This is a genomic window from Rhodobium orientis (genome assembly GCF_003258835.1).
In the GTDB taxonomy this organism is placed as follows: Bacteria; Pseudomonadota; Alphaproteobacteria; order Rhizobiales; family Rhodobiaceae; genus Rhodobium; species Rhodobium orientis.
The window spans coordinates 109,245-133,106 of the sequence record NZ_NPEV01000004.1; the positions used below are offsets into that span (position 1 = coordinate 109,245).

Here is a 23,862-nt window from a genome sequence, read left to right on the forward strand (position 1 = left end):
CGGATGCAAGGGACCAAAATGAACACAAATTTCCGCAACTTTGCGCTCTGGGTCATCATCGGCCTCCTATTGATTGCGCTATTCCAGCTTTTCCAGAACCCCGGACAGCGCACCGGCTCCACCGAAATCGCCTTTTCGCAGTTTCTGAGCGACGTCGACCGCGGCAACGTGCGCGACGTGGTGATCCAGGAGCAGAACATCTCCGGCCACCTGACCGACGGCACGACGTTCCAGACCTACGCGCCGCGCGATGCGTCCTACATCGACAGCCTGCGCCAGAAGAACGTCAACATCAAAGCCAAGCCGGCCGGGGACAACTATTCGTTCATTGCGGTGCTGATCAACTGGCTGCCGATGCTGCTCATCATCGGTATATGGCTGTTCGTCATGCGGCAGATGCAATCGGGCGGCGGCAAGGCGATGGGCTTCGGCAAGTCGAAGGCCAAGCTTCTGACCGAGGCCCACGGCCGCGTCACCTTCGAGGACGTGGCGGGCGTCGACGAGGCCAAGGAAGACCTGCACGAGATCGTCGAATTCCTGCGCGATCCGCAGAAGTTCCAGCGGCTCGGCGGGCGCATCCCGCGCGGCGTGCTGCTGGTCGGCCCTCCGGGCACCGGTAAGACGCTGCTTGCCCGGGCGATCGCCGGCGAGGCGAACGTGCCGTTCTTCACCATCTCCGGTTCGGACTTCGTGGAAATGTTCGTCGGCGTCGGCGCATCCCGCGTGCGCGACATGTTCGAGCAGGCTAAGAAGAACGCGCCTTGCATCATCTTCATCGACGAAATCGACGCGGTCGGCCGCCATCGCGGTGCCGGCCTTGGTGGCGGCAACGACGAGCGCGAGCAGACCCTCAACCAGCTCCTCGTGGAGATGGACGGCTTTGAGGCCAATGAGGGCGTCATCCTGATCGCCGCCACCAACCGGCCCGACGTGCTGGACCCGGCGCTGTTGCGCCCCGGCCGCTTCGACCGCCAGGTGGTGGTGCCGAATCCGGACGTCATCGGCCGCGAACGCATCCTCAAGGTCCATGTGCGCAAGGTGCCGCTGGCGCCTGACGTGGAGCTGAAGGTGCTGGCCCGCGGCACCCCCGGCTTTTCCGGCGCCGACCTGATGAACCTGACCAACGAGGCGGCACTGCTGGCCGCCCGGCGCGGCAAGCGCATGGTCACCATGGCCGAGTTCGAGGACGCCAAGGACAAGGTGATGATGGGCGCGGAGCGCCGCACCCTCGCCATGACCGAGGACGAAAAGAAGCTGACCGCCTATCACGAGGCGGGGCATGCCCTGGTTGGCCTGCACACCCCGGGCAACGATCCCCTGCACAAGGTCACGATCATCCCGCGCGGCCGGGCGCTCGGCGTCACCATGAACCTGCCGGAACGCGACCGCCTGTCGATCCGCAAGATGGAGATGGAGGCGCGGCTGGCCATGCTGTTCGGCGGCCGGGTCGCCGAGGAGCTGATCTTCGGCGAGGATAACGTCACCACCGGCGCCTCAAACGACATCATGCAGGCCACCAACATGGCCCGCGCGATGGTCATGGAATACGGCATGAGCGACAAGCTCGGGCGGCTGCGCTACCGGGAGAACCAGGAAGAGGTGTTCCTGGGCCATTCGGTGACCCAGCACCAGAACATCTCGGAGGACACCTCCAAGATCATCGACGAGGAAATCCGCCGCATCATCGACGAGGCGGAGGGCAAGGCCCGCCAGATCCTCACCGACAACATCGACGAGCTGCACACGCTGGCGAAGGGCCTCCTGGAATACGAGACGCTGTCCGGCAAGGAGATCATGGATCTCCTGAAGGGCAAGGCGCCGATCCGGGATTCCGGCGACGAGCCGCCCCCGAGCCGGTCGTCCGCGGTCCCCAAGGCCGGCGGTACCCGTCCGCGCGAGGACGATGCCGGCGGAATGGAGCCGCAGCCGCAGGCGTAACCGACCTGCTGCGACCCAGATAACAAACGCCCGAGCGGATCCGCCCGGGCGTTTTTTTGTCTGTACGTTCTGTGGTCTGCCCGAAACGCAAACGCGGCGGAGGCATGACCCTCCACCGCGCTCGGCAGCCCCTCCGGCGTTGCCGCCGGAATTACGCGATCGTTGGCGCTATTCGATCATGTAGCGCAGGCCGACGCGGATGTCGTGCGCGGCCACGTCCTCGAAATGGACCTTGCCGCGGAAGCCGCGGGCGTTGCCGGAAATGGCGTCGCCCATCCACAGATAGCGGTAGCCGGCATCGACCATGAGGCCGGGGGCGACCTCAAAGGACGCACCGGCCATCGCAGCGGCCGACAGGTTCCATTGCTCGTTGCCCTCGAAGCGGCTGGCGGGCGGCACCGGATTGTGCCCGACGACGTTGTCGGTCTTGATGTAGGAGGTGCCGATACCGGCGCCGATATAGGGGGTGAAGCCCTGCCAGGTGCCGACGTCGAGATAGCCGTTCAGCATGATGGTCCAGGCATCGAGCGTGGTGCGCTCGCGGGTGGTGCCGCAGCCGGGGGCGCAGCGCGTGCGGGCCCGGAACTCGGCATTGCCATGATAGTCGAAGGTGATGTCGCTGCGGAAATACTCGGTGAAATCGTAGCCGAAGCCGACGCCGCCGGTCCATGTGTTGTCGAGGGACTCGCCATGGAAATTGGTGTTGTTCCAGTAGGCGTCGGGCGCCTGCATCACCGCGTAGCCGATATCGCCGCGCAGATACCAGCCGGCACCAACCTCCACCGGAATGACCTCCGGCGTGTGTTCAATGATCGGCGGTTCCAGGAGATCCGCCGCAAAGGCCGTCGACGACAGCAGCATCGCCGCGCACGTCGACAGGATCGTTTTCTTCAGGCTGCCCATTACTCAATCCCTTCCGTTGCCGGTCCCGGTCACACTCGACGCAACACCCCGGACCCTTACTTCAGGGCGGAACTATGGGCGGAAAATCTTAAGGCTGAATTAACCGAGATTTTTAACCACGAATATTAAGGTTTCCGAATACTTAACGATCGAAACCTTTGTAAACAAAAGGTTTCGATTTCGCGCCTGCGACCGGCCGGCCTGTTGCCCGCCTCGCCGATTGCGATAAGAAGGGCCGGGAGCAGGCCGGGTCGCGGACCCGGAAGTCCCCCGGCGGCGCCTGCCGTCTCCGCGCGCACTGGAAGGACCGCATGGGCTCGGACCCGCAAGCTGCCACCCGACATCCGATGCGCGACTGGGCCGACCTTTCCGTCCTCGTCGTCGTCTGGGGATCGTCCTTTGCGCTGACCAAGGTGGCGGTCGGCGAGGTGGCGCCGGTCTGGGTGGTGGCGTGGCGGGTGCTGCTGGCGACCGCCGTCCTGATCCCGGTGCTCCTCCTCAGCGGGGGAGCGCTGTCGCGGCGGCCGCGCGACTGGGCCGGATTTGCCTGGCTGGCCTTCGTCGGCACGGTTGCTCCGTTCTGGCTGATTTCCTGGGGGACCCAGTACATCTCCTCCAGCCTTGCCGGCGTCCTGATGGCGGCGGTGCCGCTGGTGGTCATCTTCATGGCGGCGGCGCTGTTGAGGGACGAGCCGCTGACCGTGCGAAAAGGCATCGGCTTCGTGGCCGGCTTTGCCGGCGTCGTCATGCTGATCGGGCCGGGCGCGCTGCTGTCGTTCGACCCCGGCAACATGCAGCTTCTCGGCGCGCTGGCGGTCGTCTCGGCGTCGTTCGGCTATGCCAGCCAGGCGGTGACGGTGCGGCTGATGCGGCCAATGGCGGGGCTGGAGCGGGCGACGGGCATGATCATCGCCTCAAGCGCCATGGCCCTGCCGCTGGCGCTGGTCACGGCGCCGGACGGCTATGCGGCGGAGCGTGCGGAGACCCTGGCGTCGCTGGCGCTCCTCGGCATCTTTCCGACGGCGATTGCCGGCATCGTCCTGTTCCCGCTGATCGCCTCGGCGGGCGCCGGCTTCACGGCGCTGACCAACTATCTGGTGCCGGCCTTTGCGCTCGCCGTCGGCGTCAGCTTCCTCGGCGAGCACTTCACGAGCACGGATTTCGCCGGTTTCGCCATGGTGCTGGCGGGCATCACATTTGCCCGGCCGCGGCGCCGGACCGGCGGCGGTTAAGTCCTGATATTCGGCAGCCGGTGACGACAGTCAGAATATGAAATCGCCGTTGTCGAGGGCACCCTTGCTGACGTCGTCGAGGACGATGACGTTGTTGAAGAACCGGACTACCGTGTCGCCGTGGCGCATGTAGATCGTGAGGTCGGACATGTCGTGCAGGCTCTTGTAGGCCGACAGGTCGATCAGGTCCGAATTGACATGGAAATCCTCGATGATGTCGCGACCGGTCTTGCCGCCGAAGACGAACTCGTCGGCGTGCTTGCCGCCGTAAAGGGTGTCGTCCCCGCCGCCACCGATGAGGCGGTCGGTGCCCTTGGAGCCTTGCAGGAGGTCGTTGCCCTGGCTGCCGTTGAGGTAGTCGGAGCCGCTGCCGCCGTAAATCTTGTCGTCGCCGAACTGGCCGGCGAGGGTGTCGTTGCCGGCGCCGCCGAGGACGCGATCGTCGCCGCCGTTGCCGTTGACCCTGTCGCTGCCGGCGCCGCCGGCGACCCAGTCGTTGCCGGAACCGCCGGCGAGGGTATCGTTGTGCTTGCCGCCGGCGATACGGTCGTTGCCGCCACCGCCGAAGAGGAGGTCGTCGTTGTTGCCGCCGATCAGCTTGTCGTTGGCGCCCAGGCCGAAGATGGTGTCGTCGCCGGCGCCGCCGATCAGCTTGTTGTTGACGCCGTTGCCGGTGATCTTGTCGTCGCCGCTGCCGCCGACGGCGTTCTCGATGATGACGCCGGTCTCGCCGTTGCGGTTGGCCAGCGCGTTGGTGAAGTCGTCGGCGATGGTGAAGCCGCCATAGTGCTTCTGGCTGCCGGCGTTCTTCACGTAGCTGAGATAGCCGCCGCCATGGGCCGTGCCGTCGATCGTCGCCGCGTTGAGGTTGATCACGGCGTCGTGGGAGCCCCTGTAGACGATGCGGTCCGTTCCGCCGGTATCCCAGATCGAGATCCAGGCACCGTTGTTCTGGATGGTGTAGGTGTTGTTGCCGCTGGCATAGGTCGTGTTGGCGCCGTATTTGATCTGGACCGCGGCGATGTCGTAGGCGCCGAGGCCGTAATTGTAGCCGTAGTCGGAAATGTCATTCATTTCCGGCCGCTGAACCGCTTCCCAGCCGCTGTTGTACGACATCACGGTGTAGAGGCTCTGGTTCAGCTTGTTGTAGCCGAGGTCGTCGGAACTGCTCACGCCCGGCATCTGCGGCGAGCCGCCGCCATTGTCGTGCGGATGGGCGAAGCCCAGCGCATGGCCCAGCTCGTGCAGCATGGTCGTGTAACCCCAGCCACCCTTCTTTAGGCCGCCGGTATCGTAAGCGATGCCGGAGGAGGGCCAGCTATAGGCCTGGTAGTTGTAGAATCCGTGCGCCTTGCCGTCGAAGCTCGATGCGGCGTTTTCCGGGGTATCGTGGACGCCGAACAGCACCGAGCCCGGCTGCACGCCGTATTTGGCATTGATCTGGGCGTTGCTGAGGCTGTGCTCGACGAGTTGGGCCTCGCTCTCGTTCTGGGTTTCCTGGACGGTGAAATTGGCGACCTTCGCCCATTCCTGGAGCGCGGTGCGGTAGGCGTGTTTTTCGGAGTTCGACCACGCCGAATAGTCGTTGTCAAAATAGTATTTGATGACGACCCTGCCGCCCGGATTGTACCAGCCCCAGCCTCCCCAGCTGATCGAGTCGATGTATGTGTTACCAGTGGCCATGCCCGCGTTTCCTCTTCACCTTCCCCTGTTCCACCATCCCCGACGGCCCGTCGGATGGGCGTTTTCGCCGCCGATGGGCCGGGTACGTGAGCGCTTTCGGATCGCGCCAAGCCGGTCGCGACGCTCTGTGTAGACAGACTATCCCGCAGATTACCTGCAAGGGAAGGGCAATATTCGGAGTGAAAATTCACCTTTTCTTCGATTTTCTGGAATGTAATAGTAAAAAATGACCCGAAAATAGATTTTTCTAGTGTTTGAGAATCGCCTTCTATCGATAAAGGAAGGTGTAAGTCGCCTAACTGATAAATTTTGACTTAATATATATCAAAAATATCCAAACAGCCTCTAGCGGCAATAGATACCGCTTTCCGGTGTTTTTCTTGGCACGCGAAGTCTAATTCCAAGTGTATGTTTCAAGGTCCGGCATTCCGGTGGCAAAATGCTCTCCGGACAAAGGTTGAAAAAAACGCCTGAAAGCCATCTCAGCAGATAATTTCTGGCGGATTTCCGCGCCGGACAGGTGAAAACCACACGCCGGTCCCGCAAAAACGCGGTGGTGTCCGCAGGTCTTTGCTCAGACGACGGCTTCGACGGCGCCGCAGATCTCCTTGACGAGGCGCGCGACGAGCACTTCGTCGTCGCCCTCTGCCATCACCCGGATGACAGGCTCGGTGCCGGACGGGCGGATGACGATGCGGCCGGAATTGCCGAGTTTCGTCTCCGCGTCGCGAATGGCGCTGAGCACCGCTTCGTTTTCCAGCGGCTTGCCGCCGCGGGTGCGCACGTTCTCAAGGATCTGCGGCACCCGGTCGAAGCGGTGGCAGACCTCGCTCACCGGCTTGTCGAGCTTCTTGACGACGGCCAGCACCTGCAGGGCGGCAACGAGGCCGTCGCCGGTGGTGGCGAAGTCGGAGAGAATAATGTGGCCGGACTGCTCGCCGCCGACATTGAAGCCCATCTGGCGCATGCGTTCCACGACGTAGCGGTCGCCGACCTTGGTGCGGTCGAGGGTGAGGCCGAGCGAGCCGAGGAAGCGCTCCAGGCCGAGATTGGACATCACCGTGGCGACGATGCCGGGGGCGGAGAGGCGGTCGTCCTCCTTCCAGCTTTCGGCAACGACGGCCATGAGCTGGTCGCCGTCGACCACATGGCCCTTTTCATCGACGATGAGGACGCGGTCGGCGTCGCCGTCCAGCGCGATGCCGATGTCGGCGCGGACCTCGTAGACCTTTTCGGCGAGGGCTGCCGGGCTGGTCGAGCCGCAGCCGTCATTGATGTTGAAGCCGTCCGGGGTGACGCCGACCGGCACGACGTCGGCGCCGAGTTCCCAGAGCGCTTCCGGCGCGACCCGGTAGGCGGCGCCGTTGGCGCAGTCGATGGCGATCCGGAGGCCGTCGAGGCTGAGATTGCGGGGCAGGGTGCGCTTGGCCGCCTCGATATAGCGGTCGTGGACGCCGTCGATGCGCTTGGCGCGGCCGAGCTTGTCGGAGACGGCAAGGCGCTCCGTCAGGTCGGCCCCCATCATTTCCTCGATCTCGCGCTCGATGTCGTCGGAGAGCTTGAAGCCGTCCGGGCCGAAGATCTTGATGCCGTTGTCGTGATAGGCGTTGTGGGAGGCGGAGATCATGACGCCGATATCGGCGCGCAGCGAGCGCGTCAGCATGGCGACGGCAGGCGTCGGGATCGGCCCGAGCTGGAAGACGTCCATGCCGACCGACGTGAAGCCGGAGACCAGCGCCGTTTCGATCATGTAGCCGGAAAGCCGCGTGTCCTTGCCGATGACGACCCGGTGGCGGTGCTCGCCTCGGGTGAAGACGAGGCCCGTCGCCATGCCGACCTTGAGGGCGACCTCCGGCGTGATCGGCCAGGTGTTGGCCCGCCCGCGAATGCCGTCGGTCCCGAAAAACTTGCGTGTCATATCGCCTCCCGTCACGGCGATTGTCGTTCAGATCGAGGAATGGATTGGCGTCTTATAGCCGCAATGATCCCTCAAAAGCGTTCAAAAATCGTGTGCGACTGTAACACAGGATTTCGCTTTCCGTTTGCAGTCGCGGGGCGGGGCTCAACTCCAGGAATAGTGCGGCGTGCGGCGGGCTACGCGGCGGTAGACGCGAAGCACCTGGGGCAGAAGCGGCCGACCCGGGTCGAGTTCGCCCGGCAGGCCGGGCGGCGTGTGGAAGCGCACCTCTTGGCGTGCAAGGCGTTGCCGCCAGGCCTGGCGCAAATCGGCGTCCAGCAACACGTCCGGGCGCTGCAGCGCGACGGTGCGCAGGGACTCCACGCAATGCGCGATCCACATCTCGTCGCGCTCGGCGGGGGATGCGCGATACCAGGGCTGGTGCGCTGTCTGGTCGTGGAAGCGCTTGTGATAGAGCGTGCTCGGTATGCGCACGATATCGCCCTGGACGGCCATCCTCAGAACCCAGAGGGAATCTGCGCCGAAGCCTGCCATGGCACGGGGGACGGCGTGGCGCCGCGCGCGCGTTCGCGAAAAAACCCCGCGAAAGCCGATGGCCGGGAAATGCCGGCGGAACATGGCGGCGACCCGTTGGCAGGTCGATCCCGTTTCGGACGGCTCCGTGCCGAGGACATCCGCCTTGTTGAGGCCGTCGATATCGGTGAATGCAAGCACCGCCCGCGGGTTGGCTGCCAGCGCATCCATGCAGGCGGCGACGTAGTCCGGATCCAGCGTGTCGTCATGGGGCATCAGCATGGCGTGGTCCCGGCTCGCCAGGCCGAGCGCGGCATTGCAGTTGCCGAGCCATCCGAGGTGTTGCGGCTGTTCGACGACCCGCGCCTGCCGCCCGGCAAGCACCTTGCGCACCGTTTGTGTCGTCGCATCGTCGGAGGGGTCGACCGAGACGGCGATATCAACGGGCCAGGTCTGGGCGAGGACGGAGTCCAGCGTCTCGCCAATGAACCCTTGCGCCCGCCAGGCGGGAATGCAGATGCTGACGGGTGGCTGCGCCGTCGCCATGGTCTCAGGCGATTTCCGCGAGCCGGGTCGCCAGCCCGGGCGCACAGGAGAGCTTGCCGGTGTTGACCATCAGCACCCGGTCATAGGCGTGAATGCCGAAATCGGTCCGCCGGTGCAGGCCGCTGCCGGGGTCCTGGAGGTCGGTTCGCGCGTGTGCCAGAATCGCCCCGGCGCGGCGCGCGGCCGGCTCCTCGGACAGTTCCAGATTCGGCAGGAGCCGGGAAAAGGCCGCGCGGCAATCCTGGTAGGCGCGGTTGAAATCGAAGGATTCGGCGAGGGCGTCGAACCAGCCGGAGCCGGCGGAAACGCTGGTGGTGAACCCCATCCGGCAGGACGGATACCAGGAGACGTAGGCCTGGTTGCGCGTTTGCGGGACGAGGTCTCCATACATGCCCCAGCAGAACGTCACCGGTGCTTCCGGCATGCCGCGCAGGACTTCCGTGACGAACCCCGTCTTGCCCCTCAAGCTGTGGCCGTCGGCCGGGCGGCCGCTGCGGTGCTCGATCGCCGGCATGCCGTCCCACGCCGCGTTGATGACGCGGTCGAAGGGGCCGTGGCGGTTGCCGTCGGCGTCGACGATCTCGGGCGTTGCCTCAATGGCATGGACGGCGCACCCGGCGACGATCTCGATCCCGGATGCGGCACGGACGGCCGCGGCGACGCCGTCGCACAGCCGGTCGCAATCCAGCATCGGTTCGGCCACATCGAATGCCGCTGTTACCGTGTCGCTGAACCGGGCCGCCAGTTCGGCGCCCGTCAGTCGGCGGATGAAAGGGCCGGATGTCGTCGCCGGTGCGCCGCCTGCCGCCAGATGGGCCGCATGGAGGGCATCGAGGGCGTCCAGGTGCGTCACGGCGTCCTCAAGCGTCAGGGCGGAATCGCCGGCAACGGCATAGACGCAGCGCTGGTGCAGGAAGAACTCCTCGACCGGCCGGTCGAGCAGGCGGGCCAGTTCCTCCTTGAACCGAATCCCGTAGGCGAACATCCGGGCGGCGGTCTCGCCGGTCCGATCGAGGCCGTAGGTGAAGCCGAGATGCACCTTGCCTTCGTTGAAGCGGCTGGCGCGGCCGAGAATATCCCCGTCGCGCTCGAACAGCACGACACGCCTGCCACGGCGCGCCAGCGCGATCGCGCTGAGGCAGCCCAGCAGACCGGCGCCGACGATGGCGATGGTGCGTTCCGTAGTTATCAAGTTTGGCCTGACATGCGTTGTTGTGACGACGAAAGACGCGGGAGGGCGACACGCCGACGGACAGAATGAGTTACTTTTCTGCCCCAAGGCCAGCCTGTATACAACGGGAAAATACGAAGGCTGCACTATCGTCATGGCGGCCGCTGGAAACTTTCGCGACGGATTGCCGCCGATCCCGCCGAGGCTCCGACCGGTTTCGTTTCCTGGCCTCTATCGTCGACGTCGGACGAGGGATCGGACGGTCTATCCGCGGTGCGCCCGGGGCCGCGGCCGTCGCCGCGTGCCCCGCATTGATCCATTTCGGCACGGGTCGCGGATATCGGCCGCCGCACATCGGACTATCCGGCTATTGTATACAGTGAAGCCGGAAATGCGTGGGCCTTTCAATCGGCTAGGCCCGGGAGGCGATGGCCGGTGGTCCGCAGGGGCGGGAAATATTACCGCCACCATTCAAATCAAAGGCAAATTCGAAACGAATTCTAACGGATTCGTTTAAGGTTTGCTTAGCAATCGCATAGCGCATCGTTGAAGAAATGCCCGTTCGCGCGCTTCATGCCGGCCACACGGCGGGGGCGAACGGGGAATTTTTGGGAACGATGAGAACCTTGCGGAAAAAAGACATCGAGCTTCTGGCAACCGATATCGCGGGCGATCCGAGCGTCACGGACAGGGAACTCTTCCACATCAAGAACAATCTCGATCGATTCATCTTCAAGTGTGAAATCGATACGCGGCCGATTCCCATCGATTACATCAAAATCCGCCGCGTTATTGTGGAGAGCATCCGCAAACGCCGGATTTTCGACGACCGGTATTTATAAGAAGCGCCGTTCCTACTTGTTCCTGAAACGGGCGACGGACGGCGGGCAAATGGTCCTCGCGCCGTCGAAATCCTAACAAATCGTTATGCTGCAAAGGGTTAGCCTTCCGCCGTCCGGGGGCTTGCCCGCTAACGATCCGTTGACCATGGGCGCCGTCGGCCACCGATTCGGTAACCTTTGCAAGGCGTGCGTTCCCAGTTGTCCGGATGTCGTGGCAGCATGGCGGCAGCGGAATTTCCCCGCAATCCATGACCTTTCATGGCTGGAAGAAATGCGGACGGTAGCCGGCGCAGATTTGGTGCGGTGATCCGCCCCAGAGCGCCGGCAGGGTGGGGTCACTGCGCGGCCGGTGTCCGTCGTTTTCCGACCGGCCGAGGCGATCCTGGACGACGCTGTCACACGAAATTCACGTCAAAGCCTGTTGCACTCTGCCGGGCCGAGGTCTATACGCGCCAGTGGGACACCCCTCCCCAACGAGGGGCTACTATCTGGAAGGATAGACGACATGACAGCACCTGCCATGCCGGGCACCAAGCCGGCAAATCCCCAATTTTCCTCCGGTCCCTGCACCAAACGTCCCGGTTGGACGCCGTCGGTTCTTGCCGACGCCGCCGTCGGGCGCTCGCATCGCGCCAAGATCGGCAAGGCGAAACTCGCCAAGGCCATCGAGGACACCCGCAGGATCCTGGAAGTTCCCGCAGACTATCGCATCGGCATCGTTCCCGCGTCCGACACCGGCGCCGTGGAAATGGCGCTGTGGTCGATGCTCGGCGCCCGCGGCGTCGACATGCTGGCCTGGGAATCCTTCGGCGCCGGCTGGGTCACCGATGTGGTCAAGCAGCTCAAGCTCGACAACGCACGGACACTGAAGGCCGACTACGGCGAGCTGCCCGACCTCCATGCGGTCGACTTCTCCAACGACGTGGTCTTCACCTGGAACGGCACCACCTCGGGCGTGCGCGTGCCGAACGGCGACTGGATCCCGGCCGACCGCCAGGGCCTGACCATCTGCGACGCCACCTCCGCGGCCTTTGCCCAGAAGCTGCCCTTCGACAAGCTCGATGTGGTGACCTTCTCCTGGCAGAAGGTGCTCGGCGGCGAGGCGGCGCACGGCATGCTGATCCTTTCCCCACGCGCGGTGGAACGGCTGGAGACCTACACCCCGGCCTGGCCGCTGCCGAAGATCTTCCGCATGACCAAGGGCGGCAAGCTCAACGAGGGCATCTTCCGCGGCGAGACCATCAACACGCCCTCGATGCTGTGCGTTGAAGACTATCTCGACACGCTTTCCTGGGCAGAGTCCGTCGGCGGCCTCGACGGCCTCGTCGAACGGGCCGACGCCAATGCTGCGGTGATCGCGGAGTGGGTCGACAGGACGGACTGGATCGACTTCCTCGCCAAGGATCCGCTGACGCGGTCGAATACCTCGGTGTGCCTGACCATCGTCGATCCGGACATCACCGCGCTCGATGCCGCGGGCCAGGCGGGCTTTGCCAAGGCACTGACGGCCGCGCTCGACGCGGAGGGCGTCGCCTACGACATCGGCTCCTATCGCGATGCGCCCCCGGGCCTTCGCATCTGGGCCGGCGCCACCGTCGAACGCGCCGACCTGGAAGCGCTGATGGCGTGGCTCGACTGGGCCTACGGCTCCGTCAAGGTTCCGACCCACGCGGCCTGACGCCCGCGCCTTTCCGAACACAATCTTTCTTTCAGGCACCGGCGCCCGCCGGTGCCGCATGAGGGTACTCCCATGGCTCCCAAGGTTCTCATTTCCGACAAGCTTTCGCCGACCGCGGTGCAGATCTTCAAGGACCGCGGCATCGATGCCGATTTCCAGCCGGACCTCGGCAAGGACAAGGACAAACTTGCCGAGATCATCGGCAACTATGATGGCCTGGCGATCCGCTCCGCCACCAAGGTGACGGAAAAGATCATCGCCAATGCGAACAATCTGAAGGTGATCGGCCGGGCCGGCATCGGCGTCGACAATGTCGACGTGCCGGCGGCGACCGCCAAGGGCATCATCGTCATGAACACGCCCTTCGGCAATTCCATCACCACGGCCGAGCACGCCATCGCCATGATGTTCGCCGTCGCCCGCCAGCTTCCCGAGGCCGATGCCTCGACACGGGCCGGCAAGTGGGAAAAGTCGAAATTCGTCGGCACCGAAATCACCGCCAAGACGCTCGGCGTCATCGGCTGCGGCAATATCGGCTCGATCGCCGCGGAGCGGGCTATCGGCGTGAAGATGCGGGTGATCGCTTATGATCCGTTCCTGTCACCGGAGCGGGCGATGAACCTCGGGGTGGAGAAGGTCGATCTCGACGAGCTGTTCCGCCGCGCCGACTTCATCACCCTGCACACGCCGCTGACCGACAAGACCCGCAACATCATCGACGCAGCCGCGATCGCCAAGATGAAGGACGGCGTGCGCATCATCAACTGTGCCCGCGGCGGCCTGATCGTCGAAGAGGCGCTGGCCGAAGCGCTGAAGTCGGGCAAGGTCGCCGGCGCCGGCATCGACGTCTTTTCCTCCGAGCCGGCCAAGGAAAACGTCCTCTTCGATGCGCCGAACGTCGTCTGCACCCCGCATCTCGGCGCCTCGACCTCGGAAGCCCAGGAGAACGTCGCCCTGCAGGTCGCCGAGCAGATGTCCGACTACCTGCTGCACGGCGCCGTCACCAACGCGCTCAACATGCCGTCGATCTCGGCCGAGGAGGCGCCGAAGCTGACGCCGTTCGTGCGCCTTGCCGAACTGCTCGGCCTGTTTGCCGGCCAGCTCACCCAGACCGGCATCAAGGCGATCAAGATCGAGTATGAGGGCACGGTCGCGGAGATGAACGTGCGCGCGCTGACCTCTGCGGCGTTGACCGGCGTGCTGAGGCCGATGCTGCAGACCGTCAACATGGTCTCGGCCCCGGCAATGACCCGGGAACGCGGCATCCATGTGGAAGAGGTGCGGCGCGAGCAGCAGGGCGCCTATGAGGGCTATGTCCGGCTGACCATTACCACGGAGCGCCAGTCGCGCTCGGTGGCGGGAACGGTCTTCGGCGACGGCAAGCCGCGCATCATCCAGATCAAGGGCATCAACATGGAGGCCGAGCTCGGTCCCCACATGCTCTACGTCACCAATGAGGACAAGCCGGGCTTCATCGGCAATCTCGGCACCGTGCTCGGCGATGCCGGCGTCAACATCGCGACCTTCAATCTCGGCCGCTCGGAGCGCGGCGGCGATGCCATCAGCCTCGTCGAGGTCGACGGGCCGATCGCCGAAGACGTGCTGGCCAAGGTGCTGGCGCTGCCGAGCGTCGTCCAGGTCGCGCCGCTCGCATTCTGAGGGCAGGCATAAAACCTATGAGAGAATGCCGCGCGGTTCGCCGCGCGGCTTTTTTTGTCGTCCGCTCGTGCTATGAACGGCGCGCATGAACGACCGCGCCAGGCCGGACGGACGATGACCTCGCAAAAGACCAGAGTCGCGCTCATCTCGCTTCTTGCCAGCGTCGGGCTGACCATCGGCAAGTTCTCGGTCGCGCTTGCCACCGGCAGCCTCGGCATCCTGTCCGATGCCTTCCACAGCCTGATGGATATCGGCGCAACGGCGATCACCTTCTTTGCCGTGCGGGTCAGCGACAAGCCGGCGGACGACGAGCACCATTACGGCCATGGCAAGATCGAGAGCGTGACGGCGCTCGCCGAGACCGGGTTGCTCTTCGTCATCGCCGGCTGGATCGTGTACGAGGCCATCCACCGCCTGATCGCGCCGGGCAACGGCGTCGAGGTCACCTGGTGGGCGGTCGCGGTCATCTGCGGGTCGATGGTCGTCGATTTCAACCGCTCGCGGGCCTTGAAACGGGCGGCGGAGGCGACGCGCAGCGAGGCGCTTGCCGCCGACGCGCTGCATTTCGCCTCGGACCTGTGGAGTTCCGCGGCCGTTCTCGTCGGCCTGGCGGCGACCTGGGCCGGGTTCCCGGCCGGCGATTCCTTTGCCGCAATTGCCGTTGCCGTCGTCGTCGGGCTTGCCGGCTACCGGCTCGGCCGGCGCACCATTGAGTCCCTGACCGACACCGCGCCGGCGGGTTATGCCGACATCATCGCCAACATCGCCAGGGACGCGGAGGGCGTGCTGGCCTTGAAACGGGCGCGGATCCGCCGCGGCGGGTCGACCGTCTTCATCGACGCCGACGTCAATGTGCGCCGGACCTTCGCCTTCGACCGGGTCAATGCGATCAAGGCCAAGTTCATCGACCGGGTGCACCGGGAGATCGAAGACGCCGACATCTCGCTGACGGCCCATCCGGTGGCGATCGACGACGAGACGATCTTCGACAAGGTGATGCTGGTGGCGGCGCGGCGCGGCGTTGCCATGCACCATCTGACGGTCCAGCATGTCAGCGACGCGCTCTCCGTCAGCTTCGACATCGAGGTCGATGCCGACTGGCCGTACTGGAAGGCGCATGACGTCGCATCTAGCCTGGAAGAGGCGATCCGCAACGAACTCGGCGACGATGTCGAAGTGGAAAGCCACATCGAGCCGGCCGATGTCATCGGCGTCGACGGCGCCGACGTCTCCGAGGAGATGATCCTGGAGGTGGTCGACAAGCTGGAGGTGCTCGCCGAGCGCCATCCGCTGGTCACCCACATCCACGACGTCCGGGTGCGGCGCAACAGCCTCGGCCTGTTCGTGACGCTGCACTGCTGGGTCGACCGCACGCTCACCGTCGACGAGGTGCATACCGCCGTCGACCGCTTCGAGCGGGCGTTCCGGGAGAGCCGTGCGGACGTGCGCCGGATCGTCACCCATGCCGAGCCGCACGGCGCCGAGCGCTAGCATTATTGCGGGCCGGCGCCGTCAGGCCGCCGCATTTGCCGGCACAATCGCGGGCTTGATTTTCAAGCGTTTCCTGAGGGAGGAATTCGGCAGATGAAACCGATCGGCATTTTCGCGGCAGGGCTCCTCGTCGCGGCAACGGGGACGGGTACAGCTGTTGTCCCGGCATGGGCCGCCGACGTCACGGCGCCCTCGCGGATCGCCCAGGTGGAGGTCTATCCGGACGGGGCGACGGTGGCGCGTGAGGCGACGGCTGCCGTGCCGGCCGGCGAATCCGTCATCGTCCTGGAAAACCTGCCGCTCAGCCTCGATCCGGATTCGGTGCGGGTCGAAGCCGAGGCGACGGCCGGGCTTGAGATCGTCTCCGTCGACATGCGCCGCATGGTGCCGAAGCCCCATGACGAGCCGGGCGAGATCGGCGCCAGGATCGAAGCCCTCCAGCGCGAGCGCCAGGCGGTGGAAGACGCCATCGCCACGGCCAACGAGCAGATCCGCTTCGTGCGCAACATCGTTTCCGAGGCGCCCAAGCAGATGTTCGACCTCAAGGGTGAGCGGCCGGCTCCGGACTGGTCGGACATGCTCGGCAAGTTCGGCACCTCGCTGTCGAGCCTGCGCGAGACGGTGCGCGCCTCGACCGTTCGCCTGCAGGAGATCAAGGATGAGATCGCGCGCCTGAGGGACAAGCAGAACGAGAGCTTCCCCGAAGCAAAGCCGACCTATCAGGCGCGCATTTCCGTTGTCGCCGACAAGCCGGCGGATGCCGCCCTGACGCTGCGATATGCAGCGGCCGGTGCGGTCTGGCGCCCGGTCTATGACGCGCGGCTGTCGCTTTCCGGCGAGAGGCCGTCGCTGGACCTGGTGCGCCGGGCCGTCGTCACCCAGGCGACCGGCGAGGACTGGAGCGACGCCGAACTGACCCTTTCCACGGCGCGTCCGGGCGGGCGGGCCGAGGCGCCGGAGCTCAGCCCCCTGATCGTCCGCATCGCGCCGCAGCCGCGGCCGGTGCCGATGGCCCAGAGCCGCAAGACCATGCGCATGTTTGACGACAACGAGATGGCGGAGGCCGCGCCGATGGAAGCGCCGGCCGGCGGCGCCATGGTCCGGGCGATGCCGGCGCGGGAGCGCGCCGCGGCCCTTGAGACCCGCGGCTTCGACCTCGTCTATCGCATCCCCGGCCGCACCTCGATCGTCGGCGACGGTACGCCGAAGACCCTGAAGATCGGCAGCGACACAATCTCCCCGGAGCTCATCGTGCGCTCCGTGCCTGTGCTCGATCCGACGGCCTATCTGACCGTGCGCTTCGACAATGAAAGCGCCGGGCCGATCCTGCCGGGCGAGGTGCAGCTGTTCCGGGACGGGGTCTTCGTCGGCAAGGGCGGGATCGGTTTCATCGCGCCGAACGAGGAGGTCTCCTTCGGCTTCGGCGCCGATCCGGCGGTGGTCGTGGAACGGATCACGCTGGAGAAAAGCGAGGGCGAGCGCGGCATGCTCTCCACCGACAAGATCGACCAGCGGCGCTATCGCATCACCGTCACCAACCGTCACGACCGCACCATGCGCATGGAGATCGACGACCGGCTGCCGCAGTCGGAGAACGAGAAGATCGAGGTGGAGCGGGCGTCCGACACGACCGAGCCGACGACGACCGATGTGGACGGCAGGCGCGGTGTCGTGCGCTGGGCGTTCGATCTCGATGCCGGAAAGGCGCGCGAGATCCTGATCGGCTACACGGTGCGCTGGCCGGAGGAGGAGCGGATCATGTGGAACGGTGGCCCAGTGCGCTGATTGCGCCCGGTCCTTTGCCGTCTCACGTGACCTTTGCGACACAGCCCCGGCGCCGAATCCGGCCGCGGCGCGGCGCGTCCCCCGCTCAGACATCGGGGGGTCTCGCCACGGCACGGCCGAGTGGTTATAGTCGCGCGCCCGCAGATGGGTGGGAGCCGCGGTGCTTCAGCGAAACTCAGCGGAAAAAAGAGCGTATTTCGGGGCGCGTTAATGGCGAATGTGGTTGTCGTCGGCTCGCAATGGGGCGACGAGGGTAAGGGTAAGATCGTTGACTGGTTGAGCGAGCGTGCCGATGTGGTGGTGCGCTTCCAGGGCGGGCACAATGCCGGCCACACGCTGGTCATCGACGGCGTTTCGTACAAGTTGAGCCTGCTGCCGTCCGGCGTCGTGCGCGAGGGAAAGCTGGGCGTCATCGGCAATGGCGTGGTGCTCGACCCGCACGCCCTGATCGCGGAAATCGGCCGGCTGAAGGACCAGGGCGTCACCGTCAGCCGCGACAACCTCAGGATCGCCGAGAATTGCACGCTGATCCTTTCGCTGCACCGCGAACTCGACGCGCTGCGCGAGAACGCGCTCGCTGCCGGCAAGATCGGCACCACGGGACGCGGCATCGGCCCGGCCTATGAGGACAAGGTCGGCCGGCGGGCGATTCGCCTGATGGACCTTGCCGACCTCACGACGCTGAAACCCAAGATCGACCGCATGCTCATCCACCACAATGCGCTCCGGCGCGGGCTCGGGGAGCAGGAGATCTCGGCAGACGCGCTTTATGAGGAACTGGCCGCGGCAGCCGATGCCGTGCTGCCGTTCATGGATTCGGTTTGGCAGCTCCTCGACGAGATCCGCAAGGCCGGCAAGCGAATCCTCTTTGAGGGCGCGCAGGGCGCGCTGCTCGACATCGACCATGGCACCTATCCGTTCGTCACGTCGTCGAACACAGGCGCCGGCCAGGCCGCGACGGGTTCCGGCATGGGCCCCGGCGCCATCGACTATGTGCTCGGCATCACCAAGGCCTACACGACCCGGGTCGGCGAGGGGCCGTTCCCGACCGAGCTCGATGACGAGGTCGGCCAGTTCCTCGGCGAGCGCGGGCGCGAATTCGGCACAGTCACCGGGCGCAAGCGGCGCTGCGGCTGGTTCGATGCCGCGCTGGTGCGCCAGACGGTCCGCACCAGCGGCATCAACGGCATCGCGCTCACCAAGCTCGACGTACTGGACGGCCTGAAGGAATTGAAGATCTGTACCGGCTATATGCTCGACGGTGCCAGGATCGACTACCTGCCGGCCGCCCAGGAGGCGCAGCGCCGGGTCGAGCCGGTCTACGAGACGCTGGAAGGCTGGGAAGCCTCGACGGCGGGTGCGCGAAGCTGGGCGGAACTGCCGGCCCAGGCGGTCAAATATGTGCGCTACCTGGAGGAACTGATCGGCACCCAGGTCGCGCTGTTGTCGACAAGTCCGGAAAGAGACGACACTATCCTTGTCCAGGATCCGTTTCAGGATTAGCACTTTTTGTAAGACTTGGCGGCCGCCAAGTATTGCGGACGCGGCGTGCGGTGCGTAGAGACGGGGAGTTGAAGGTTAGAGCGGGGAGGAGCGAGGGCATGGCGCGCTTCGGAACGTCTTCGGACCGGCCGGCGTTCCTGCAGACGGGAGACCGCTTCGGCGCGAACGGCCCTCGACGACAATAATACGCGCCCGACCGAGCGTTGAGACATGGCGGACTATTACGCAATCCTGAAACGGGCTCTCGACGCCTTGCCGGAAAACACCGGCGAGGCGCGTCGCGCCGTCTATGAAAAGGCCCGCAGCGCGCTGGTCACCCAGTTGAAATCCGTCGATCCGCCGCTGGCGCCCTCGGAAATCACCAAGCAGCGCCTCGCCCTGGAAGAATCGATCCGCAAGGTGGAATCGGAGACGGCGCGGGCGCTGATGGGCTCGAACCGGCCGCGCGCCGAGGTCCCGAAGCCCGTTGCGCCGGCCTCCAGGGTCAATCCCGAGGCGACGGCTCGCACCGAGGCGCCGAAGCCCGCCGGGCAACCGGACAGGCCGAGGCCTCCGGCGCCGCCGCGCTTCGAGGCGCCGCCGCGCGCTGAGCCGCCGGTGAAAAAGGAACCTGCCGCTGCGCCGCCCGCCGGGGCGGTCGCTCCGCCGATCCCGCCGGCGCGGCCGAAGGAGGACCTTGCGGTTCCCGTTCCCGCGCCCGCCGGTGAGCCGGACAGGCCGGAAGCGGCGAACGATTCCGAACCGCCGAAAAAGGCGCGCGGCGTCGATGTCTTCCGCCGCGCGGTCAAGGCTGCCGGCGCGCTCGGGGCCGCCTCCGGCAAGGCCTCGAAGTCGGCGCGCGAGGTCCTCGATGCGACGGAAAAGAAGCAGCGCCGCGCCGAGCGCCAGCGTCAGGAGCCGGAACTCCCCGAGCATCCGCCTGAGGAACCCGGCGCGGAGCCGATGGCCGAGCCGCCGGTCGCAGCCGCCGGCGAACCGCATCTTTCGGGCGACGGGCCTGCCGACGGCGATGCCCTTGCCGGGACGGAATTCCACGGCCGGGTCGCCCAGCCGCTGTCCTCGCGGACCATGTGGATGGTGGCGGCCGCGATCCTGCTTGTCATCTTCGTCGGCGTTGCCGGCTGGATCTATGCCCAGCGGGACCTCCTGTTCGGATCGGCCGACCTTGCCGATGACGGGACGGTCCAGCCGACCGTCACCGAAATGGACACCCGGACGACCGACGAGCCGGCCCTTGCGCCGGACGGCCTGGCGCCGAAGATCACCGACCGGCTGCCCTCGGTCGGCGGCGAGAACGGCGCCGCGCCGGACGCCAAGAGCGTCAGGACCATGCGCGTGCGGGCACCCGGCAGCGAGGGCGAGGATGGGGCGGCAACCGAAGAGGACGTTCCGGCCGAGGATGCGGTCCCTGTGGAAGGCGCAGACGATGCGGCGTTGAGCGACGAGCCGGCGGAAACGTCCGAAGAGACCGGGCCGGACGAGGTCGCCCCGGACGAGCAGTCCGCCACCGAGCCGGCGCCGGAAGACAATCCGGCACCGGTCGTCGATTCCGGAAACACCGTCGGCGTTGGCCAACGGGCGATCCTCTACGAGGAAAACACCGAGCCCGGCGCCGGCAACACCGCCTATAACGGCAGCGTTGTGTGGTCGCTGACCGAGGAGCCGTCGGCGAGCGGCGGCACCGATACGGTGCTGCATGCCCATGCGGACATTCCGGACAAGAACATGGCGGTCGACGTCAAGCTGCGGCCGAACCGGGATACCGCCCTGCCGGCGCCCTATACGATCGAGATCGCCTTCACCCTGCCGGAAGACTTCGAGGGCGGGGGCATCGCCAACGTGCCCGGCCTGATCCTGAAGACCAGCGAGGCGGCGCGCGGCGACGCCTTGCGCGGCGCCTCCGCCCGGGTTCTGGAAAACCTTTTCTGGATCGCGTTGTCGCAGAACGACGTTGAGAACGACCGCAACCAGACGCTCCTGAAGGATCGCGGCTGGATCGACATTCCGGTGCTGTTCGAGACCGACAAGCGGGCGATCCTGACGCTGGAAAAAGGCGCTCCCGGCGATCGCATGATCGAGCAGGCCTTCGCCAAATGGCAGGCCGGCTGACCGCGGCTGCGCCAGCCTTTCCAGTCTTTTCGAAAATCTTTTTCACCCCGCTTGCAATGGGCGGCGATCCCGCGCATCCTCTCAGCCGTTCCGAGGGGTGCTCCGTCAAGGAGCTGAGATGGCATCGCGGGATGCCGAACCCTTCGAACCTGATCCGGATCATGCCGGCGAAGGGACGGGGCGCATGCACGGCTTATGCGGACATCTCCTGACGTCGGTCATCCTTGTGGAGGTGTCGCCGATGTCCGATTTTTCCCTTTTTTCCGCGCGATTTCCGCGGCGCCGCGCCCGGCGCGACCGCGCCTGATTTCGGCCGCTCGGCCATGTCCCGCGTTTTCTGGGCGCTCGCCCGCGCGCTGCTGATCGCCGCTGCCCTCGTCGCCCTGTGGCAGGCGGTGGTCACCGGCTTTGCCCTGCCGCACTACATGCTGCCGTCGCCGGAGCGGGTCGCCGCCGTGTTCCGCGCGCAGCCGGGCTATCTCGCCACACACGGGCTCACCACCTTCCTTGAAATTGTCGTCGGCCTGGCGACGGGCGCGCTCCTTGGCGTCGTAACGGCGCTGGTCATGAGCTTCCTGCCGCTTGCCCGCAAGCTGGTGCTGCCGGTGGTCGTTGCCAGCCAGGCGCTGCCGGTCTTTGCGATCGCGCCGCTGCTCGTCGTCTGGTTCGGCTTCGGCATGGCCTCCAAGATCGTCATGGCGTCGCTGATCATCTATTTCCCCGTCGCCTCGTCCTTCTATGACGGGCTGACGCGGACCGACCGCGGGCTCGTCGAACTGGCCGGGCTTTCCGGCGCCTCGCGCTGGCAGACGCTCATCCATATCCGCATTCCGGCCGCGCTGCCGAACCTTGCCTCCGGGCTCCGGGTCGCCGTTGCCGTTGCGCCCATCGGTGCCGTCGTCGGCGAATGGGTCGGCGCCTCCAGTGGCCTCGGCTTCGTCATGATCCAGGCCAATGCGCGCATGCAGACCGACACCGTCTTTGCCGCCCTGATCGTCCTTGCCGTCATCGCCGTCACGCTGCGCCAGGTCGTCGACCGGGCGACGCGGCGCCTCGTCTTCTGGGCTCCGGAAACGGATGCCTGACCCTATCGGGCCAACCGCCTCCACCATGAAACGAAAGGATTTTGAGATGAAACGCCTCGTTCTCGCCCTTCTCACCGCGCTGGCGGTGACGCTGACGTCGCCGGCGCTCGCCGCCGACAAGCTGACCGTGCTGCTCGACTGGTTCGTCAATCCCGACCACGCGCCGCTGGTGATCGCCAAGGAGGCCGGCTATTTCGAAGAACAGGGGCTCGACGTCACGCTGGTGCCGCCGGCCGACCCGAGCGCGCCGCCGCGGCTCGTCGCCGCCGGCAAGGGCGATATCGCCATCTCCTACCAGCCGAACCTTTACCAGCAGGTCGCCGAGGGCCTGCCGCTGGTGCGCTTCGGCACGCTGGTCGAGACGCCGCTTAATACAGTCGTCGCGCTTGCCGATGGGCCGGTGACGAAGATCACCGACCTGAAGGGCAAGAAGGTCGGATTCTCCGTCGCAGGTTTCGAGGACGCGATCCTCGGCGCCATGCTCGGCGAGGTGGGTCTCAGCCTCGACGATGTGGAACTCGTCAACGTCAACTTCGCCCTGTCGCCGGCGCTGCTCGCCGGCCGGGTCGATGCCGTCGTCGGCGCGTTCCGCAATTTCGAGATGACCCAGCTCGAGCTTGAAGGCAGTAAGGGCCGGGCCTTCTATCTGGAAGAGCACGGCGTGCCGGTCTATGACGAACTCATCTTCCTGGCCCATCGCGACCATCTGGACGATGCGCGACTGCGGCGGTTCCTCGCAGCGGTGGAAAAGGCGACCATCTACCTGACCAACCACCCTGAGGAGGCGCAGCAGATGTTCCTGAAGGCGCATCCAGATCTCGACAACGAACTCAACCGGCGCGCCTTCATGGACACGCTCCCGCGCTTTGCCAAGCGCCCGGCGGCGCTCGACAGCGCACGCTACAAGCGCTTCGCGGATTTCATGAAGAAGAGCGGGCTGATCGAGGAAGCACGGCCTGTCGACGACTATGCCGTGGAACTCGAATAGACCGGAATTCCGGGAGAGGTGGCATGACCGCGACACGCTACGAATCTTATGTGATCTGCACCTCTCCCCGCAGCGGCAGCACGCTTCTGTGCTCTCTGCTGGAAGCCACCGGCGTTGCCGGGGTGCCGGACTCCTATTTCCATCAACCGTCCGTTGCGGAGTGGATCAAGGATCTGGGGCTCTCGCCCGATCCTGCGAAGGGCGAGGTGGAAACCCTGCAGGAGGTGTTCCGGAAAGCCATTGCGCTCGGGAGCGGCGATACGGGGATGTTCGGCCTCCGGTTGCAGCGGCACAGCTTTGCCTGTTTCACCGAAAAGCTGGCGCTCCTTCATCCGGACCCGGCGACGGACGTTGGGCGGCTTGAGGCCGTCTTCGGGCGGACCTTGTTCGTTCACCTGACGCGCGAGGACAAGCTGGACCAGGCGGTCTCTTTTCTGAAGGCGCAGCAGTCGGGCCTCTGGCACCGGGCGCCGGACGGCTCGGAGCTGGAACGGCTCTCGGCCCCGCAGGAGCTCCGCTACGACCGCGAGGCGATCGCGGCTGAAATGGCCGAGATGGTCGCCATGGATGCGGCCTGGGCCGACTGGTTCAAGGGGGAGGAGATCGATCCGCTGCGCCTGACCTATGGCGGGCTTTCGGCCGATCCCATCGGTACGCTGAAAACGGTGCTGACCGCGCTCGGCCGCGATCCCGCCGCGGCCGACACCGTCGAGATCGGCGTCGCCAAGCTGTCGGACGCGACCAATGAGGACTGGGTAAGGCGGTTTCGGACCGAGGCTACCGGGACGCAGGCCTGAGGCCTGCGGTCCCATTCCCGC

General features: G+C 65.8%; 17 protein-coding genes and 1 riboswitch. Of the genes, 12 read left to right on the top strand and 5 right to left on the bottom strand.

Going from position 1 to position 23,862, the window contains the following annotated elements; translation table 11 throughout:
• Nucleotides 1-18 precede the first annotated feature (18 nt).
• The gene (gene ftsH, locus CH339_RS03535) at nt 19-1,938 is read left to right on the top strand and encodes an ATP-dependent zinc metalloprotease FtsH (RefSeq protein WP_111432903.1); all 1,920 of its coding nucleotides are present in this window, start codon (nt 19-21) and stop codon (nt 1,936-1,938) included.
• 168 nt (nt 1,939-2,106) lie between these two features.
• On the opposite strand, the gene CH339_RS03540 is transcribed toward ftsH, so the two are convergent.
• Nucleotides 2,107-2,841 (bottom strand): outer membrane protein, encoded by a 735-nt coding sequence (locus CH339_RS03540; protein ID WP_111432904.1) that lies wholly within the window; start codon nt 2,839-2,841, stop codon nt 2,107-2,109.
• A 311-nt stretch (nt 2,842-3,152) separates the two neighbouring features.
• Here CH339_RS03540 and CH339_RS03545 point away from each other — a divergent pair, with 311 nt between their 5' ends.
• The gene (locus tag CH339_RS03545) at nt 3,153-4,073 is read left to right on the top strand and encodes a DMT family transporter (protein ID WP_111432905.1); all 921 of its coding nucleotides are present in this window, start codon (nt 3,153-3,155) and stop codon (nt 4,071-4,073) included.
• A 30-nt stretch (nt 4,074-4,103) separates the two neighbouring features.
• Here the strand turns inward: CH339_RS03545 and CH339_RS03550 are convergent, their stop codons facing one another.
• The 4 genes from CH339_RS03550 to CH339_RS03565 form a co-directional block, all read right to left on the bottom strand.
• Nucleotides 4,104-5,756 (bottom strand): hypothetical protein, encoded by a 1,653-nt coding sequence (locus CH339_RS03550; RefSeq protein WP_111432906.1) that lies wholly within the window; start codon nt 5,754-5,756, stop codon nt 4,104-4,106.
• Between the two features lie 574 nt (nt 5,757-6,330).
• Nucleotides 6,331-7,674: a phosphoglucosamine mutase gene (gene glmM / locus CH339_RS03555; RefSeq protein ID WP_111432907.1), complete on the bottom strand. Its 1,344-nt coding sequence runs from the start codon at nt 7,672-7,674 to the stop codon at nt 6,331-6,333.
• 144 nt (nt 7,675-7,818) lie between these two features.
• Complete coding sequence (locus CH339_RS03560; protein WP_111432908.1) at nt 7,819-8,733, bottom strand: glycosyltransferase family 2 protein; 915 nt, start codon at nt 8,731-8,733, stop codon at nt 7,819-7,821.
• A gap of 4 nt (nt 8,734-8,737) precedes the next feature.
• Nucleotides 8,738-9,925 (bottom strand): FAD-dependent oxidoreductase, encoded by a 1,188-nt coding sequence (locus CH339_RS03565; protein ID WP_170138388.1) that lies wholly within the window; start codon nt 9,923-9,925, stop codon nt 8,738-8,740.
• Between the two features lie 533 nt (nt 9,926-10,458).
• On the opposite strand from CH339_RS03565, the gene CH339_RS03570 reads away from it, so the two are divergent.
• The 10 genes from CH339_RS03570 to CH339_RS03615 all read left to right on the top strand — a co-directional run bounded on the left by CH339_RS03570 (nt 10,459) and on the right by CH339_RS03615 (nt 23,841).
• A complete protein-coding gene (locus CH339_RS03570) occupies nt 10,459-10,746 on the top strand; it encodes a hypothetical protein (RefSeq protein ID WP_111432910.1) in 288 nt (95 codons plus the stop codon).
• A gap of 505 nt (nt 10,747-11,251) precedes the next feature.
• Entirely contained in the window at nt 11,252-12,424 is a 1,173-nt protein-coding gene (locus tag CH339_RS03575) for a phosphoserine transaminase (RefSeq protein WP_111432911.1), read from the top strand.
• 72 nt (nt 12,425-12,496) lie between these two features.
• Entirely contained in the window at nt 12,497-14,083 is a 1,587-nt protein-coding gene (gene serA, locus CH339_RS03580) for a phosphoglycerate dehydrogenase (protein ID WP_111432912.1), read from the top strand.
• Nucleotides 14,084-14,197: 114 nt separating this feature from the next.
• On the top strand, nt 14,198-15,574 hold the full coding sequence (locus tag CH339_RS03585) for a cation diffusion facilitator family transporter (RefSeq protein ID WP_170138389.1): 1,377 nt from the start codon (nt 14,198-14,200) through the stop codon (nt 15,572-15,574).
• A 93-nt stretch (nt 15,575-15,667) separates the two neighbouring features.
• Entirely contained in the window at nt 15,668-17,359 is a 1,692-nt protein-coding gene (locus tag CH339_RS03590; protein ID WP_111432914.1) for a mucoidy inhibitor MuiA family protein, read from the top strand.
• A gap of 210 nt (nt 17,360-17,569) precedes the next feature.
• Complete coding sequence (locus tag CH339_RS03595) at nt 17,570-18,862, top strand: adenylosuccinate synthase (RefSeq protein WP_111432915.1); 1,293 nt, start codon at nt 17,570-17,572, stop codon at nt 18,860-18,862.
• Nucleotides 18,863-19,072: 210 nt separating this feature from the next.
• Entirely contained in the window at nt 19,073-20,971 is a 1,899-nt protein-coding gene (locus CH339_RS03600) for a hypothetical protein (RefSeq protein WP_111432916.1), read from the top strand.
• Nucleotides 20,972-21,054: 83 nt separating this feature from the next.
• Nucleotides 21,055-21,164, top strand: a riboswitch (TPP riboswitch).
• A gap of 130 nt (nt 21,165-21,294) precedes the next feature.
• Complete coding sequence (locus CH339_RS03605) at nt 21,295-22,056, top strand: ABC transporter permease (protein WP_111432917.1); 762 nt, start codon at nt 21,295-21,297, stop codon at nt 22,054-22,056.
• A 46-nt stretch (nt 22,057-22,102) separates the two neighbouring features.
• The gene (locus tag CH339_RS03610) at nt 22,103-23,044 is read left to right on the top strand and encodes an ABC transporter substrate-binding protein (RefSeq protein WP_111432941.1); all 942 of its coding nucleotides are present in this window, start codon (nt 22,103-22,105) and stop codon (nt 23,042-23,044) included.
• A gap of 23 nt (nt 23,045-23,067) precedes the next feature.
• Nucleotides 23,068-23,841 carry a Stf0 family sulfotransferase gene (locus CH339_RS03615; protein ID WP_111432918.1) on the top strand — a complete coding sequence of 258 codons (774 nt, stop codon included), beginning with the start codon at nt 23,068-23,070 and terminating at the stop codon, nt 23,839-23,841.
• The last annotated feature ends 21 nt before the right edge of the window (nt 23,842-23,862 follow it).